The 16571-nt window shown below is 65.2% G+C and carries 18 protein-coding genes; 1 reads left to right on the top strand and 17 read right to left on the bottom strand.

Annotated features, from left to right (window positions below):
- Positions 1-13: 13 nt before the first annotated feature.
- From BMF89_RS03390 to BMF89_RS03405, 4 genes are all read right to left on the bottom strand, one after another.
- Complete coding sequence (locus BMF89_RS03390; RefSeq protein WP_078105670.1) at positions 14-1276, bottom strand: hypothetical protein; 1263 nt, start codon at positions 1274-1276, stop codon at positions 14-16.
- Positions 1277-1404: 128 nt separating this feature from the next.
- Complete coding sequence (locus tag BMF89_RS03395; RefSeq protein WP_078105744.1) at positions 1405-1932, bottom strand: regulatory protein RecX; 528 nt, start codon at positions 1930-1932, stop codon at positions 1405-1407.
- Positions 1933-2068: 136 nt separating this feature from the next.
- Positions 2069-3118 (bottom strand): recombinase RecA, encoded by a 1050-nt coding sequence (gene recA / locus BMF89_RS03400; RefSeq protein ID WP_078105671.1) that lies wholly within the window; start codon positions 3116-3118, stop codon positions 2069-2071.
- A 241-nt stretch (positions 3119-3359) separates the two neighbouring features.
- Complete coding sequence (locus BMF89_RS03405; RefSeq protein WP_078105672.1) at positions 3360-3599, bottom strand: DUF3046 domain-containing protein; 240 nt, start codon at positions 3597-3599, stop codon at positions 3360-3362.
- Between the two features lie 41 nt (positions 3600-3640).
- Between BMF89_RS03405 and BMF89_RS03410 the strand changes: the two genes are divergently transcribed.
- On the top strand, positions 3641-4138 hold the full coding sequence (locus tag BMF89_RS03410) for a MarR family transcriptional regulator (protein WP_078105745.1): 498 nt from the start codon (positions 3641-3643) through the stop codon (positions 4136-4138).
- Positions 4139-4317: 179 nt separating this feature from the next.
- On the opposite strand, the gene BMF89_RS03415 is transcribed toward BMF89_RS03410, so the two are convergent.
- The 13 genes from BMF89_RS03415 to glp all read right to left on the bottom strand — a co-directional run bounded on the left by BMF89_RS03415 (position 4318) and on the right by glp (position 16561).
- The gene (locus BMF89_RS03415) at positions 4318-4770 is read right to left on the bottom strand and encodes a helix-turn-helix transcriptional regulator (protein WP_078105673.1); all 453 of its coding nucleotides are present in this window, start codon (positions 4768-4770) and stop codon (positions 4318-4320) included.
- A gap of 132 nt (positions 4771-4902) precedes the next feature.
- Positions 4903-5406, bottom strand: a complete 504-nt coding sequence (locus BMF89_RS03420) for a CinA family protein (RefSeq protein ID WP_078105674.1) — start codon at positions 5404-5406, stop codon at positions 4903-4905.
- Positions 5403-6005, bottom strand: coding sequence for a CDP-diacylglycerol--glycerol-3-phosphate 3-phosphatidyltransferase (gene pgsA, locus BMF89_RS03425; RefSeq protein WP_078105675.1), 603 nt, complete (start codon positions 6003-6005; stop codon positions 5403-5405). Before pgsA ends, BMF89_RS03420 begins: the two co-directional genes overlap by 4 nt.
- 9 nt (positions 6006-6014) lie before the next feature.
- Positions 6015-8864, bottom strand: coding sequence for a DNA translocase FtsK (locus tag BMF89_RS03430; protein ID WP_078105746.1), 2850 nt, complete (start codon positions 8862-8864; stop codon positions 6015-6017).
- A gap of 172 nt (positions 8865-9036) precedes the next feature.
- On the bottom strand, positions 9037-10728 hold the full coding sequence (locus BMF89_RS03435) for a ribonuclease J (protein ID WP_078105676.1): 1692 nt from the start codon (positions 10726-10728) through the stop codon (positions 9037-9039).
- A gap of 27 nt (positions 10729-10755) precedes the next feature.
- Positions 10756-11667: a 4-hydroxy-tetrahydrodipicolinate synthase gene (gene dapA, locus BMF89_RS03440; RefSeq protein WP_078105677.1), complete on the bottom strand. Its 912-nt coding sequence runs from the start codon at positions 11665-11667 to the stop codon at positions 10756-10758.
- Between the two features lie 420 nt (positions 11668-12087).
- Positions 12088-12495, bottom strand: coding sequence for a hypothetical protein (locus BMF89_RS22325; protein WP_253190682.1), 408 nt, complete (start codon positions 12493-12495; stop codon positions 12088-12090).
- A 60-nt stretch (positions 12496-12555) separates the two neighbouring features.
- The gene (locus BMF89_RS03455; RefSeq protein ID WP_078105678.1) at positions 12556-13044 is read right to left on the bottom strand and encodes a hypothetical protein; all 489 of its coding nucleotides are present in this window, start codon (positions 13042-13044) and stop codon (positions 12556-12558) included.
- Positions 13045-13048: 4 nt separating this feature from the next.
- Positions 13049-13807 (bottom strand): 4-hydroxy-tetrahydrodipicolinate reductase, encoded by a 759-nt coding sequence (gene dapB, locus BMF89_RS03460; RefSeq protein WP_078105679.1) that lies wholly within the window; start codon positions 13805-13807, stop codon positions 13049-13051.
- Between the two features lie 58 nt (positions 13808-13865).
- Positions 13866-14321 carry a molybdenum cofactor biosynthesis protein MoaE gene (locus tag BMF89_RS03465; RefSeq protein ID WP_078105680.1) on the bottom strand — a complete coding sequence of 152 codons (456 nt, stop codon included), beginning with the start codon at positions 14319-14321 and terminating at the stop codon, positions 13866-13868.
- Positions 14311-14811 carry a MogA/MoaB family molybdenum cofactor biosynthesis protein gene (locus BMF89_RS03470; RefSeq protein ID WP_078105681.1) on the bottom strand — a complete coding sequence of 167 codons (501 nt, stop codon included), beginning with the start codon at positions 14809-14811 and terminating at the stop codon, positions 14311-14313. Before BMF89_RS03470 ends, BMF89_RS03465 begins: the two co-directional genes overlap by 11 nt.
- Complete coding sequence (gene moaC / locus BMF89_RS03475) at positions 14808-15353, bottom strand: cyclic pyranopterin monophosphate synthase MoaC (protein ID WP_078105682.1); 546 nt, start codon at positions 15351-15353, stop codon at positions 14808-14810. Before moaC ends, BMF89_RS03470 begins: the two co-directional genes overlap by 4 nt.
- The gene (gene glp, locus BMF89_RS03480) at positions 15341-16561 is read right to left on the bottom strand and encodes a gephyrin-like molybdotransferase Glp (protein WP_078105683.1); all 1221 of its coding nucleotides are present in this window, start codon (positions 16559-16561) and stop codon (positions 15341-15343) included. The genes moaC and glp overlap by 13 nt, the downstream gene beginning before the upstream one ends.
- Positions 16562-16571 lie beyond the last annotated feature (10 nt).

Here is a 16571-nt window from a genome sequence, read left to right on the forward strand (position 1 = left end):
GTAGCCCCTCGGACTAGTACCAGTTGAAGCCCATCTCATGCTGCCAGGCGTTGCAAGGGGAACCGTAACGGTCACGGATATAGCCAAGGCCCCAATCGATCTGGGTCCGGTAGTTGCTGAGCCAGTCGCTGCCCGCAGAATAGTACTTGTCCGGCGGGAGCGCCTGCGCAACACCGTAGGCCCCGCTGCTGGGATTCGTGGCATCCGTCATCCAGCTTGATTCCTGGGTCCACAGCAGTGACAGACACTGCATTTGGTCCTGCCCCCAGCCGAAGGCGCCGAGGCGGGACGACGCATATTGCCGCGCACCTGCGGGGTCGTCGACGACGCTTCCCCCGCCACCACCTCCGCCACCACCGAAGCCGCCGCCTCCTCCGCTGCTGACGGGCGGCGGTGCGGCTTGCTGGTTGCTGGCGGCTGCCGCTGCCTGCTGCGCCCGCTGGTTGGCCGCTGCCTGGGCGTCGGCTTCGGCTTGGCGCTGCGCCGCCTCCCGCTTGGCTTCCTGGGCCGCCTGATAGGCGGCAAGCGCTACTTGGCCTTCCTGGTACTTCTGTGCCACCGCGGCCGAGGTGGAAGTCAAGGACGCGAGCTGGGCGACCATGGTCTTCCGCTGGCCGTCCGTGGCGGCGACGCTGTCCTCGGCGGCGCGCCTGGCAGACTCTGCGGCTTGGGCCTTTGCCGCAGCGTCACTGTCCAGTTGAGCCAGGACATCGCGCGCAGCTTGTTCCTGGGCGGTTGCGGCGGCTGACGCCCGGGACGCGCTGAGGGCGTCATCGTGCAGCTTCGACGTGCGATCGAGAACCCTGTTCAGCAAGGCATAACTTTGAATGTTGTCAGGCGCGATGGCGGCATTCGCGACGGACCAGGGCCCGGGATCGAACCCGCCGGACTCGTATGCCTTGACGACCAGGGACGACGTGGCCTTCTTCAGCGAATCCGCTTTTGCCTTGGCCTGCTGCGATGCCTCAGCCAGTTTCTGGGTCACAGCTTGCTGGCGCTGCAGGGCGTCATGGGCCTTCGCGTACTCGGTTCCCGCTTTGATGGCGGCTGCGCCAAGCTCGCCTGACTTCTGCTGAAGGCCGGCCAACAACTGGTTGATCCGGTCCACTTCGGCGCTTGCGGCTGCTTCATTTCCTTGGGCCCGTTGCACTTCTGCCCAACTGGGATAGCCCGACGGCGGGGCATCGTCGTCCGCCGAAGCCGGGCCGGCTTGGAGAAGCGACGCGACAAGCAAGGGCACAATGATTGCCGAAAGCCGTAACGACAACGGATTCATTGGATCTGACCTGCTTTCCGACTCGGAACACTAGTCCAGAACCTTAGCCGACCACCACCAAGAACCCGACCAACCCCGCCGCCCGGGACAATACTCACAGGCAGCTCTCAGTTTCCCGGCCGCCCCGCCTAGCCGATGTCGCCTCCTCCAGGACCGCCGTAGGCCCCGGAATTGCGGGACTCCGACTCGCCCGCCAAGGTTTCGTCCAGGACTTCGCCGACAATCCGGAATGCCGCCGATGGCTGGTAGCCCTTGCGGGCAAGCATCGACGCGAGCCGCCGGGTCTGCTTGTCGCGCTCGGTCCTGTCGGAGAGGTCGGCGCCGGCCCGCAAACGGCGGGCGACCAAGTCCCTTGCTGCGTTTACTTCGTCGTCATCGCTCACTTGCGCGAGGGCCTTCTCCGCCGTTTCAGCGTCGATGCCTTTGTCCGCCAATTCGCGTCTCAAGGCACCCCGGGCGAGTTTCCTCGACTGGGCACGGCTTCGGACCCACATCTCCGCGAAATCGGCGTCATCGATGAGCCGGACTTCCTCGAAGCGGTCCAAGACGGCTTCGGCCACATCTTCCGGCACGTTCCGCTCAGCCAGCTTGCGTGCCAACTGAAGCCTGCTCTTGGGCGAGTTGGTCAGTTGGCGGAGCACAATAGCCCGCGCCACTGATTCCGGATTGGCCTCAGGGTCCGCGGCCACGGACGAATCCGCAGAGGGACCCCAGGACCGGGCGCCCCGACCGGATTCCGACGTCGGCTTGGAACCCGAAGAACCGAAAGAACCCGAGGAGTGGCCGCCGCGCTTAGCCGTCAACGGCCTTCAGCTTCGGCGATTTGTCGGCTTCGGCAGGCTTGACTACTCCTACGCCAAGCTTTTCCTTGATCAGCCGCTCGAGGTCCGCTGCCAGCTCCGGGTTGTCGCGCAGGAAGCGGCGGGAGTTCTCCATGCCCTGCCCCAGCTGGTCACCGTCGTAGGTGAACCATGAACCGGACTTCTTGATGATGCCGTGCTCGACGCCCATATCGATGATGCCGCCCTCACGGGAAATACCCTGGCCGTAGATGATGTCGAATTCGGCGATCTTGAACGGCGGCGCCATCTTGTTCTTGACGATCTTGGCCTTGGTGCGGTTGCCTACCGAGTCCGCACCTTCCTTCAACGTCTGGATGCGGCGGACGTCAATGCGGATGGAAGCGTAGAACTTCAGTGCCTTACCACCGGTGGTGGTCTCAGGGGAACCGAAGAAAACGCCGATCTTCTCACGGAGCTGGTTGATGAAGATGGCGGTGGTCTTGGTCTGGCTCAGCCGGCCGGTGATCTTGCGCAGGGCCTGGCTCATGAGGCGGGCCTGGAGGCCGACGTGGGAGTCACCCATTTCGCCTTCGATTTCAGCACGGGGAACCAAGGCAGCCACGGAGTCAATCACGACGATATCCAAGGAGCCGGAGCCGATCAGCATGTCCATGATTTCCAACGCCTGCTCGCCTGTGTCCGGCTGCGAAACCAGCAGCGCGTCAGTGTCGACACCCAGCTTTGCCGCGTACTCGGGATCGAGGGCGTGCTCGGCGTCGATGAAGGCAGCGATGCCGCCCTGGCGCTGGGCGTTGGCTACGGCGTGAAGCGCGACGGTGGTCTTACCCGAGGATTCCGGGCCGTAGATCTCCACGATGCGCCCGCGCGGCAGGCCGCCAATCCCGAGGGCGACGTCCAGGGCGATGGAACCGGTGGGAATGACTTCGATGGGCGCACGGATATCGTCACCCAAGCGCATGATGGAGCCCTTGCCGAATTGCTTGTCGATCTGGGCAAGCGCTGCCTCGAGCGCCTTCTCACGATCCTGGTTTGCCGCCATGGTTCACACCTCTGATGCTTTCTCGCTGTGGACTGGCCTGAACGGCCGCTTTCCTGTCTCATCCGACGCTAGTACGAGCCGCTGACAATTTTGTGTGCGACTTCGTCTATGTGGACAACTACGGGCTTCGAATGACACGGAAACCGCTCCGCCAGGACCAATTTTCCTCTGATAGGAGCATAGCCTCATCCGAACAGATATTCGAACAAATGTGCGGGCGTGTCCGGTCAGGAAGCGGAACTCAGAACGTCCGGGAACCTTTGTCGGCGGGCTTGACGTCCCTGCCGAGCCGTCGCTCCGGGGGAACGTCCTGGACGTCGCACAGGGCAAGCCAGACGTCGCGGGGGCTGTAGCCCGCTGCCAAGGCGTCGTCTGCCGTACGGCCGCCGACGCCGGCCAATACAAGGGAGCTGCTGAGGACCCGGGAGTAGCCAGCCCCGAATTCATCGTCCATTAGCCGCCAGAAGTCACTGATCCGCACCAATAGAGTCTCTCATGGGAGCGGACTCTAGAATGGTTGTCATGAGCAACACTCCCGACGACGCACCAGAGATGGTGGAGGCCGGCGACAACGTCGACGCCGCCCTCCAGCAGGTGGAACACCAGCTGAGCATGTTCTGGCGCCGCGCACGATCGCTTTCCCACCAGTTATCCCGCCAGGTCCATCCCGACATGGAGCCAGCCGCTTACGGGCTGCTGACGATCATTCGGAAAGAGGGCCCCATTCGCCTGACGGAGCTCGCCTCATGCATCGGCGTCGGAAAGCCGTCGGTAAGCCGCCAGATCGCGTTCCTCGAGAGCATCGGCATGGTCTACAAAGAGGCCGACCCCCAGGACGGCCGCGCACAATCGATCCGGCTCACCCCCAAGGGCGAAGAAAAGATGCATCAGGTGCAGGACGCGCGCCGGCAGGTCTTCCGGGAACGGCTGGGCGAGTGGCCGCTGGAAGAAATCCAGACTCTGGCGGACTACATTGAACGGCTCAATGCTGCGTACGGCGAAGGAATCGGCAAGGACTGACCGCACCAAGCCGCAGGGACCAAAGAAGCCGGATTGACCAGAGAAGGAGGACCTCCAATGGAGGTCCTCCTTCTCTGCTTCAAGCATTTGCCGGCGCTGGACCGCAGAGGATCCCGACCAATAGGTCAGGAACGTGCCGGATCGCCGCCCCGGTAGCCACGTACCGGAGGTGGCTCGGTCTAGCGGGCTCCGGAGAGCATGCCCTGCGTGAAATCGTCGTTCAGTTCGGCACTGAGCTCGCGGTCGAGATCGCGACCGTAGCGCTGGGCGAATTCCTGTGGGACGGTGTCCGGCACTGCGACGCCTTCGGCGACGGCCACCCGGTCGCTGACCTCGCGGAGCATTCCGGACAACGGAACGTCCAGCGCCGAGCAGATCGAGGACAGCAGCTCTGAAGATGCTTCCTTCTGGCCGCGCTCAACTTCGCTCAGGTAGCCAAGGGAAACGCGGGCGCTGTGCGAGACTTCGCGGAGCGTACGGCCCTGGCGCTGGCGGACATCGCGCAGGACATCACCAATTTCGTGACGCAGTACAACCATTTTGCGCTCCTTCTGTTCGCTCGGTGCCTTCTCGGCCAAGCCCACATCCTTCCAGCGGACAACGCCGTTTACGGATACGGGCTGCTTAACCATCTGTATCGCCTTGCTCCCTCGTGAGTCCGGTTCACCTTGAAGGTGCACCGGTTGTTTTCTACATCCTAGGCGCCCCGGCCATTCCGAGGCGACACAATGTAACAACTATCGGGCCGCTGTTTTTGTTCCCGGCTACTTTACGTGCGGTAGGTCGACATGGACAAGGCACTCCACCAAGCGCTCCAGTGCAGCCGCGGTTGCCTGCGCACGGATTCCCGGCCGATCTCCCCGAAAGGAGTAGGCATGCGCCACGGCTCCGCCCGACGTCGCGACGCCAATAAAGACAGTGCCAACGGGCTTCCCGTCGTGCGGCAATGGCCCAGCAACCCCCGTAGTGGAGACCCCGACGTCGGCCCCGCAGGCTTGCCTGGCGCCGGCAGCCATTGCCGCGGCCACCTCGGCGTCGACGGATCCGACGGCGGACAGCAGTTCCTCGGACACCCCCAGGATTCCGGCCTTGACCGCATTCTGGTAAGCGACCACCCCGCCCTGGAGCATGCCTGACGCACCGGGAGTATCAGCGAGGGTGGCTGCCACCAGGCCCGCAGTCAACGATTCAGCGGTAGCCACCGTGACGCCCCGCTCGATGGCGAGGGCGACAGCGGACGCGGCCGTCGCATCAGCGGTGGTGCTCATGCGCGCTTGCCGGCGGCGCGAAGCTTTGCGGCTTCGATCACGTATTCGACGCCGGTCCACACCGTGATGGCGAGGGCGACGATCATGACCCAGAAGGCAACGCTGACCAGCCACGGCGCGAAAGAATTCAGCGGCAGGATGTAGAGGAAGATCGCGACAGTCTGGACGACGGTCTTGAGCTTGCCGCCACGCGAGGCCGGCATCACCCCGTAGCGGATGACAAAGAAGCGCAGGGCGGTAATTCCCCACTCGCGCACGAGGATGAGGATGGTGATCCACCAGGGCAACTCCCCCAGCGCAGACAGGAGGACAAGAGCCGATCCAATCAGCAACTTGTCGGCAATGGGGTCCGCGATCTTCCCGAAGTTGGTGACGAGGTTGCGGCTCCGGGCGATGTCGCCGTCGAGCTTGTCCGTATAGATCGCCACGGCGAAAGCCACGACGGCGGCCCAGCGCCAGACGCCATCCTGGCTGTTGTCCTCCAGGAGGAACCACACGAAGAAGGGGACCAGGACAATCCGGAGCATCGTCAGGATGTTGGGCAGGTTCCAGATATCGGAGCTGCTGGAACCGGCTTTGCTGCCCTCGGATGTAGTCACCCCTCTAGGCTACCGTCCGGTCAGTGACCAGGCGTCCTCGCCGCCGTCGTCCTCGTCATCGGGGCTGTCTGCGCCGTCGTGGTACTCCGTGACCAGCTTGCGGCGTTCGAGATCGGCGGCAACCAGGTCTTCGGCGTAGCCTCCGACGGCGATGTTCGCGTTCGCGTTGTCGCTCAGCGCCGCGGTGTGCGCGTCGGGCGTCACAGGAGCCTCCTGCCCCTTCATGGCCGCCAGAACGGGCGCGAGGTCGTCGGGCTTGACCAGGACATCGCGGGCCTTGGAACCTTCCGACGGACCGACGACGCCGCGCGACTCCAGCAGGTCCATGAGGCGGCCGGCCTTGGCGAAGCCGACCCGGAGCTTGCGCTGCAGCATCGACGTGGAGCCGAACTGGGTGGTGACCACGAGTTCCGTGGCCTGCAGCAGGACCTCGAGATCGTCTCCGATGTCGTCGTCGATCTGCTTCTTCTGCGCCTCGGGCGCGACGTCGTCACGGTAGACGGCCTTGAGCTGGCCCTTGACGTGCTCCACCACCCGGTGGATTTCCGACTCCGTGACCCAGGCGCCCTGCACGCGCATCGCCTTCGAGGCGCCCATGGGCAGGAAGAGCGCGTCACCCTGGCCAATAAGCTTTTCCGCGCCGGGCTGGTCCAGGACCACCCGGGAGTCAGTGACGGAGGACGTGGCGAACGCCATGCGCGACGGGACGTTCGCCTTGATCAGGCCGGTGACGACGTCAACGGACGGACGTTGGGTGGCGAGGACCAAGTGGATGCCGGCAGCACGGGCGAGCTGGGTGATCCGGACAATCGAGTCTTCGACATCGCGCGGGGCCACCATCATGAGGTCGGCGAGCTCGTCCACGATCACCAGCAAGTACGGGTAGGGCTTGATGATGCGCTTGGAGTCGACCGGTGGCACAACCTTGCCGGCGCGGACGGCCTTGTTGAAGTCGTCGATGTGCTTGAAGCCGTAGTTGGCGAGGTCGTCGTAGCGGGCGTCCATTTCACGTACAACCCACTGAAGCGCCTCGGCGGCCTTCTTGGGGTTGGTGATGATCGGCGTGATGAGGTGCGGAACCCCCTCGTATGCTGTCAGTTCCACTCGCTTGGGGTCCACCATGACCATGCGGACCTCATCGGGTGTGGCGCGCATCAGGATAGACGTGATCATGGAGTTCACGAACGACGACTTACCGGCACCCGTGGCACCTGCCACGAGCAAGTGCGGCATCTTGGCGAGGTTCGCGACGACATAGCCACCCTCGACGTCCTTGCCGACGCCCATCACCATGGGGTGGTCTGTCCGCCGAGCGTTCTGGCTGCGCAGGACATCGCCGAGGGACACGGTTTCGCGGTCCGTGTTGGGGATCTCGATGCCGATGGCCGACTTGCCGGGGATCGGGCTGAGGATACGGACATCGCTCGATGCCACGGCATAGGAGATGTTCTTGGACAAGGCCGTGACGCGCTCCACCTTGGTGCCGGGAGCAAGTTCGATCTCGTAGCGGGTCACGGTAGGCCCGCGGCTGAAGCCGGTGACAGTGGCGTCCACATTGAACTGCTGCATCGTGTCCGTCAGTGCGGCCACGACGGCGTCGTTCGCTTCGGTGCGCTCCTTCGGAATGGAGCCTGGCGTCAGGTTGTCCGAGGACGGCAGCGTGTAGGTGACGTCGCCGGCGAGCGACAGTTGTTCGGTGCGCTGCGGGATCGGCGTCGGGGGCGGCGGCGGACTGACCGGCGCGGAAGGCACAATGACCGGGGGGACCGCGGCGGTCGGAGCAACCAGGGGGATCGCTTCGGTGGCGTTGTCTGCTACCGCCTTCGCGCTTCCAAGTCCCTGGGCGGCCTTGATCTTCTCCACCGCGATTTCGGCCTGGGTCGGCCTGCGCACGCCGGGCGGGACGGACGGTCCGCCCTTGGCGGGCGGGGCATCGTCGTCGACGATTGCGTGTTCGAAGGCCTCGTCGCCGACATAGCCCTCCAGCGTGGGGTCGCCGTCGTCGTCCTTGCCGAAGAAGCGCTTGCGGCGCTTCTTCTTCGGTTCGGCGGCCGCGTCGTTTTCGTAGAGGTAGCTGCGGTCATGGGAATCGCCGCGATGCGCGTCGGCGTCCAGGTCGACGCCCATGAGGTGCTCGTAGGCGCCGCGGACACGCCGGGGAATGGCGCCGAAGGGCGTGGCCGTCACAATGAGGAGGGACACGAACGCCAGGGCGCCGTAGACCATGACGGGTACCGCGGGGTGGATGGCGGCCAGGGGCGACGCCGCGAGGAAACCGAGCATTCCGCCCGCGCGCCGGAGGCCTTCGAATCCATCGGCGACAGTCGGTTGGCCGCCGATGATGTGGGCCAAGCCGGTGCCGGCGAACGTCATGATCAGGAAGCCGATGCCTACGCGGTTGTTGCCGCGGCTGTCCCACGGGTGCCGGAAGAGCCGGAAGGCACAGACGAAAAGCATGAGCGGCAGAAGCAGGGATACCCAGCCGAAGGTTCCGTTCACGATGCTGTAGACAACGTCCGGGAACCAGCCCTTGAAGCCCCACCAGGCGAAGGTTGCGATGAAGACACCGAGCACGAGGTTGAAGAGGGCGGCGCCGTCCCGGCGGTCGGCCGGATCGAGGTCGCTGACGTCATGGCCGATCCGGCGGATGCCGGCACCTACCACGTGCCCGATTCCCAGCCAGACACCGGCAAGCGCACGCAGGATCCACGGTTGTTGGGGTTCGACGACGGCGGCTTGCTTGCCGCGGGCCGCGCCTGTGCCGCTCCTGCCGGTCTTGGCCGGGGTCCGGCCGCTGCCCGAGCCGCCGGATTTGCTATTGGAGCTGCCTCTAGGCGCGGAGGTAGTACGAGTCGCCATATCGGCCACGCTACCCCAAGCCGTCCGGAAAACCGCGGATTTCAGGGGCGTCGAGGAACCATGTTGCCCCTGGTGAACCAATCGCGGACCTTGGGTTCACGGCGGGCTGGTCTCCAAACACGAACAGCCCGGTTCGTCTGAACCGGGCTGTTCGGAGGCGTCACCGTCCCGGTTAAGCTTCCAAAACCAACGGGATGATCATGGGGCGGCGGCGAAGCTTGCGGTTGACCCACGTGCCGATCACCCGGCGGACCACTTGCTGGAGCTGGTGGTTGGTGTGGTCCGCGTGGTGCAGCACGGCGTCTTCGAGGGCCGCGTTGATCTTGGGGATGATCTCATCGAACACGGAATCATCCTCGGCCACGCCGCGGGCGTGGATTTCGGGGCCCGAGACGATCTTGCCGGTGGTCCGGTTGATCACGGTGATAACGGAGATGAAACCCTCGTCGCCGAGGATCCTGCGGTCCTTGAGGTCGGCGTCCGTGATTTCACCCACGCTGGAGCCGTCCACGTAGACGAAGCCGACTTCCACCTGGCCCACCACATTGGCCTTGTGGTCCCTGACGTCGATGACCGTGCCGTTGTCGCTGAGGATGACGCGGTCCGAGGGGACGCCGGATTCCTCCGCCAGGTTGCCGTTGGCGATGAGGTGCCGGGTTTCGCCGTGCACGGGCATCGCGTTCAGGGGCTTGAGGATGTTGTAGCAGTAGAGCAGTTCGCCCGCGGCGGCGTGGCCGGAGACGTGCACTTTGGCGTTGCCCTTGTGGACGACGTCGGCGCCGAGCTTGAGCAGTCCGTTGATGATCCGGTAGACCGCGTTCTCGTTGCCCGGGATGAGGCTCGAGGCAAGAATGACGGTGTCGCCCTGGCCGACAACCACGCGGTGGTCACCGTTGGCCATCCGGGACAGTGCCGCCATGGGTTCGCCCTGGGAGCCCGTGGACATGAGCACCACTCGGTGGTCCGGCAGGTTGTCGATGTTCTTGATGTCCACGAGGATGCCCGGCGGGACGTCAAGGTAGCCCAGCTTCGCGGCGATGGCCATGTTGCGGACCATGGACCGGCCGACGAAGGCGACATTGCGGCCATGCTTGGCGGCGGCGTCGAGCACTTGCTGCACCCGGTGCACGTGGGAGGAGAAGGAGGCGACAATGATCCGCTTCCTGGCCTGGCCGAACAACCGGTCCAAGGTGGGACCGATCTCCTTTTCCGCCGTGGTGAAGCCGGGGACATCCGCGTTGGTGGAGTCGGCCATGAACAGGTCCACCCCTTCTTCACCCAGGCGGGCGAAGTGGCGCAGGTCCGTGATGCGGCCGTCGAGGGGCAACTGGTCCATCTTGAAGTCGCCCGTGTGCAGCACGTTGCCGCCGGCTGTGCGGATGAAGACGGCCAAGGCATCCGGAATGGAGTGGTTGACGGCGACGAATTCGCATTCGAAGGGGCCGAACTGCTCCACCTGACGTTCGGTGACCGTGAGCGTGTACGGCTTGATCCGGTGTTCCTGGAGCTTGGCTTCCACGAGGGCAAGCGTCAGCTGGGAACCGACCAACGGCAAGTCCGGACGCAGGCGCAGAAGGTACGGCACAGCGCCGATGTGGTCCTCATGGCCGTGGGTCAGGACGATGGCGACTACGTCGTCCAGCCTGTCCTCGATGTACGAGAAATCCGGCAGGATCAGGTCAACACCCGGCTGTGTCTCTTCCGGGAAGAGCACGCCGCAGTCAACCACCAGCAGCTTGCCGTTGATTTCGAAAACGGCCATGTTGCGGCCGATCTCCCCCAGCCCGCCAAGGGGCACGATCCGAAGTGTTCCCTGCGGAAGTTTGGGCGGGGTGACAAGTCCGGGAAGGGCGGTTTGGGTCATAATGCGCTACTTTCCGGCGGAATCGTTCTAGACAGTGAAGTCCATTCCAGCTTCCGCCAAGTCCTCGCGGATGATTGCGATCTCGGCGGCGTCCGGCTCCACGAGGGGCAAACGGACAACCGAGTTGGGCAGGACTCCCTGCCATTTAAGAATTTGCTTGGCGGCGACGGCGCCTTGGACCCGGGTCATGGTTGCGCGGACCACGGGCTCGAGTTCGAAGTTGATCTTGCGCGCCGTACCGAGGTCGTTCGCGTTGATGGCGTCGATCAGCTCACGGAAACGGCGGGTGACGACATGGGTGGTCACGCCGATCAGGCCCACCGCGCCCATGGCCATCCACTGGAGGGTGAGGCCGTCGTCGCCCGAGTAGAAAAGGAGGTCGGTTTCTGCCATAACGCGCGTTGCCGCGGCGAAGTCGGCTTTGGCATCCTTGACCGCGACGATGTTGGGGTGCGACGCGAGGCCGATCATGGTCTCCGGTGCGATCTGGATGGAGGAGCGCCCGGGAATGTCGTAGAGCATGACGGGAAGCTCGGTTGCGGACGCAATGGTCTCGAAGTGCGCCCGGACCCCGGCTTGGCTTGGCTTGTTGTAGTACGGGGTGACGATCAGGAGTCCGTCGACGCCGAGCTTCGCGGCTTCCTGGGAGAGGTGCACCGAGTGCGCGGTGTCATTGGTTCCCGTGCCCGCGATGATTGCCGCGCGACCGCCCACAGCTTCCTTCACAGCGCGGAACATGCCGAGGTTTTCCTCGTCGGTGAGGGTTGATGTCTCCCCGGTTGTTCCGGTGACGACCAGGCCATCGCAGCCGTCGTCGACGAGCTTGACTGCCAGTTCAGCTGCCTGCTTGTAGTCAACTTCGCCGTCCTTGGTGAACGGGGTGACCATGGCGGTCAGAAGGGTACCGAGAGCAGGAACGTTCGCACGAGAGTCAGACATATGAAAAACGTTACCCTGTCGGCCACGGGTTGGGAGAATGGGGCCCGCGTGATTGTCGTCAAATTCAGCGAAATGGGAGCAAGGCCTCAGGCTGAAGCGTCACAGTGGCAATTGCCGAACCGCGGACGTCGAGCTGGGTGATGACGCGGCCGTCCGGCCTCCGGGCGCCGCTGAGTCCACACGACTCGCCGATGGCGCCGGAACCGCCCATATTGGCCAACACCCTTGGGTCACCCAGGCTTCCTCGGCGCCGGACAGCTCGAGGTCATAGCCTGTCAGCGACAACGACAAGGCGGGCGCCCCGCGAAGGGGCATCCTCGATAAGGCGCGCGTGCTCCGGCACGCCGCCGTCGAGCGCTTCGTATTGAATGACGGCAACTGTCAGGGCGGAATTCGCCCAGCCATCCTAGATCAGCGCCTTTAGGCGGGGCCGCTTTGGCAGCCGGAGCGGCCGCCCCCGAACGTCGCCGAGTTGCCCGGATACTGGCCCCCGGGCTTCGCGGTTGTCTCCGGTGAGCAATATCGGGCAACCGCCGACTCGCGCAAGCGGTCCGCCCACGCCCCGAGCCGCTGGGCAGCCCGCACATAGTCGAACAATTCGACGGGGGTCAATGATTCAAGGTCGGTCTCCGCGAGCCGCCGGGCGAGTTCGGCGCCCGGTTGCTGTTCGCCCAGAACCGTTCCCTCGCGACGCCACTCCACGTCTTCAGGAGGCTCCCCCGCCACAAGCTGCCGGAAGAGGAAATCGACGACGCCCGGGCTCATCGCCTTCATGGGCCCGCCCAGGCCTTGGGGATAGCCGTTCGGCCGCTTCGAGGGATCGTCCATGCAGCCATGGTATTCGAACATATATTCGAACACAAGGCGTTTGCTTCGAGCCGACAGCCGCTACCGCTCCGCGGCGGTGGGCTCGGTGCGGAAGAGACGGACGGCGTCGCGCATCGATTCCCTCGCGCGCTTCCGGTCGCCGGCTGCGTCATACGCGCAGCTGAGCCGGAACCAGGAACGCCAGTCCTCCGGGGCGGCCTCGGCCTCCACGCGGTACTTCTCAAACTCGGCGTCCGCCGCGGCACGCACAATGCGGCCCCCGGGTGTCCGGGGCAGGTTGTCCACCGGCAGCCCGCCCTCGGCTTCGAGCACCTTGGCCATCTTCTCGGTGCGCGCACCGAAGACAAGCTCGCGGATCAGTGCCCACGCTCCAATGACGGGAAGCACCAGATAGGCGGCGCCGATTCCCTTGGCAACCAGGTTCGCGTCACTGAGCAGAAGGATCGAGCGTTCGAAAGTGACCACAAGGTAGAGAACCAGCAACAGGGTGACGGCGCCCACCCAGATCTTGGTGCGGTTTTCCTTGAATGCGTTCCAGAGCGAGCCCATGCGCCTACAGCCCCAGGTCCAGATAGCCGTCCAGGCCGACGGTCAGCCCGGGGTGGGACGCCACATTGCGCAGTCCCAGCAAGACGCCGGGCATGAAGGCCGCCCGGTCGAAGGAATCGTGGCGGATGGTCAGTTGCTCTCCCGGACCGCCGAGGAGCACTTCCTGGTGTGCCACGAGTCCACGCAAACGGACGCTGTGGACCCGGACTCCGTCTACCTCGCAACCGCGGGCACCGGCAAGGGCGCTGTTCGTGGCGTCCGGGCTTGCCGGGACGCCGGCATCTTCGCGGGCGGCGGCAATGAGCTGGGCCGTGCGGACGGCTGTGCCCGAGGGAGCGTCCACCTTGTCCGGGTGGTGCAGCTCGATGATTTCCACCGATTCGAAATACTTGGAGGCCGTGGCGGCGAAGGCCGAGGCGAGGACGGATCCGAGCGCGAAGTTGGGGGCGATGAGGACGCCCGACTCCGGGTTCGCGGCAAGCAGGCCGCGCAAGGCCGCGAGCCGTGCGGCGTCCCAGCCGGTGGTGCCCACGACGGCATGCATGCCGTGTTCGACGGCGAAGCGGACGTTCGCTTCGGTGCTGTCCGGAATGGTGAGGTCGACGATATATTTCGCACCGGCGTCGAGCAGGGTTTCAAGGGAATCGCCGCGGCCGAGCGCCGCGACGAGCTTCATGTCGGCGGCTGCCTCCACCGCTTTGACGGCTTCGATACCCATGCGCCCCTGGGCGCCCAGCACGGCGACAGCAAGTTGTTCGGTCATGCCCTTAACCCTACCGGGCCGCGCACACCCCAACGTGGAGTCGGCGGGAAGCCCTCGGCTACTCCCCTGCCCCGACCCACTCGACCGTGCCGTCGCTGAAGAACTGTTCCTTCCAGATGGGCACGTGGGCCTTGATCCTGTCCACAAGCTCGGAGCACACGGCGAAGGCTTGTCCGCGGTGTGCTGCGGCAACGGCGCAGACCAGCGCGGGTTCGCCAATCTCCAGCATGCCGATCCTGTGTGCTGCCCAGATACGGACCGGCCGCGCAGCTTCTCCCGAGTGTTCCGCCACGAGCTTCGCGACGACGTCGGCCATGACCTGGTGCGCAGTGGGGTGGGCGCTGTAGCTGAGCCTGTCGACGGGCTTGCCGCCGTCGTGGTTTCGGACCACCCCGCTGAAGCTCACTACCGCTCCCGCGGTATCCGACTCCACGGCTGCTATGGCCTGGTCCACGGAAATCGGCTCTGCACTGAGGATCGCGCTGATGATTTCGAAGTCCGTTTCAGTGGTCATGGCTTCCCTCCAACTGATCGCAAAGGTGGGCGATGACGGGATCAAGAACGGCGAGGCCGTCCATCACGCCTTTCGGTGAACCGGGCAGATTCACGATGAACGTCTTGCCGGCTGTGCCTGCATGGCCCCGGCTAAGCATTGCCATGGGAGTCTTGGCGGCTCCGGCTCGGCGGATGCCTTCCATGAGGCCCGGAATTTCGCGGTCCAACAAAGGCAGCGTGACTTCCGGAGTGCGATCGTCGGGGCTCAGCCCCGTGCCGCCGCTCGTAATGACGACGGCGGGTTCCTGGGTCAGCAGGGCGCGGATGGCGGCACCGACGGGCTCACCATCCGGCACCACCATGACCGGAAAGGTCTCGTAGCCATGTTCGACCAACCAGTCCAGGATCACCGGGCCGGTCTTGTCCTCGTAGATTCCGGCCGCCGCGCGGTTGGACGCAATGACGACGCCGGCCTTCCGCGGGCCGCGGCCCGGTTCGCAGGCGTTCATGCGCGTACTCCTTCGCCAGGGGCACCGGAGGAGGCGGAAACGGCCCAGTCGCCGCTCTTTCCGCCGCTCTTGGCCAGCACTTGGATGCCGCTGATGACCGCGTGCTTGTCCACTGCCTTGATCATGTCGTAGACGCTCAAGGCGGCCACCGATGCCGCAGTCAAGGCTTCCATTTCCACGCCCGTGACGCCCCTGGTCTTCACCGTTGCCAGGACAACCACCGTGTCCGGGCCGAGTTCGAAGTCCACGGTGACCTTGGAAATCGGCAGCGGGTGGCACAGCGGGATGAGTTCGGGCGTCTTCTTGGCTGCCATGATGCCGGCGACGCGCGCTACGGCAAGGGCATCGCCTTTCGGAAGCTCACCCGCTCCGAGCAGGGCAAGTACCTCGGACGTGCTGTGGACGGTGGCTGTGGCGGTTGCCTCCCGAGTGGTCACGGCCTTGTCGGAGACATCGACCATTTGGGCTGTTCCGTCCTGGCGCAGATGCGTAAGCGCGCCGCCGATGCCGGCGGGTTCTGGAGTGTCATTCACAATATCCATACTTCCACTTCCGCTCCGGCGTCGAGTTCCGTGACGGCTGCAGGCACGTGGACCAGCGCGTTCGAGTTGGCGAGCGCATGGATGAGGTGGGAGCCTGCGCCCCCTTCCAGCCTGACCGTTCCGCCGGGAAGAAGAGTGCCCCGGCGGACCTGGTGCTTGCCGGCCGGCGAGGTCAAAGACTCCGCGAGGCGGGCCCGCAGGCTCGGCCGCAATGCGGGACTGCCCACGACGGCGGCGAGCGCAGGGCGAAGGAACATCTCGAAGGACACGAGGCAGCTCACGGGATTGCCCGGGAATCCCAGGAAGGGCAAGCCGTCGAACATTCCGATCCCTTGGGGGCCGCCGGGTTGCATGGCCACCGACACGAATTCGACCGGCTGGTCCATCATGGCCTGCCGGACCACTTCGTAGGCGCCCTTGCTGACGCCCCCGGTACTGACGATGAGATCAACGGTGCCGCCCAGGCCGCGGAGGAGCGCCAGCAGCTCGGTAGGATTGTCGCCGCTGATTCCCGTCCGCGTGACCTGGAGGCCGGACTGCAGCATGGCGGCTTCGAGCAGGGTTCCGTTGGAATCGTAGATCTTGCCTTCCGGCAGGGACGTGCCGGGTTCCACCACTTCATCGCCGGTGGTGACCAGGAGCACGCGCACCGGCGTGCGGACCTCGACGGCGGTCATCCCCAGGGCGGCGAGCAGCCCCAATTGCCCGGGTCCGAGGGCCGTTCCCGCACGCAAGGCGACAGTTCCGGCGGTGATGTCGCTCCCGGCGTCGCGGACGAACGTTCCGGGCTCAGTGGTGGGAAGGCGGACGGTTGATGGGACACCGGGGACGGGAAAGACATCAGGCACCGCCTGTTCGATGGGCACGACGGCGTCCGCCCCCTCGGGCATCATGGCGCCGGTCATGATCGGAGCTGCGGTGCCGGGCATGAGCCGGACCGGTGCCGCGCCGGCAGGCACGGGATCCACGACCGTCAGCTCCGCACCGGCGTCGCTCCCTGCGTGGGGTGCCAGATCCGCTGAGCAGACGGCAAAACCGTCCATCTGGGAGTTGGCGAACGGCGGCAGGTTGAGCGGGGCCACGACGTCGGCGGCCAGTATCCGGCCGAGCGCCCCCATCAGCGGCAGCTCTTCGGCGCCGTCGTTGTCTGCGAGCCCGGACAGCAGCTCCTGGACGGCTTGGCGGTGGGCTGCGACGGATCGTGCCACGAGTGTTCCT

It is taken from the genome of Arthrobacter sp. SRS-W-1-2016 (genome assembly GCF_002009585.1).
GTDB lineage: Bacteria > Actinomycetota > Actinomycetes > Actinomycetales > Micrococcaceae > Arthrobacter > Arthrobacter bambusae_A.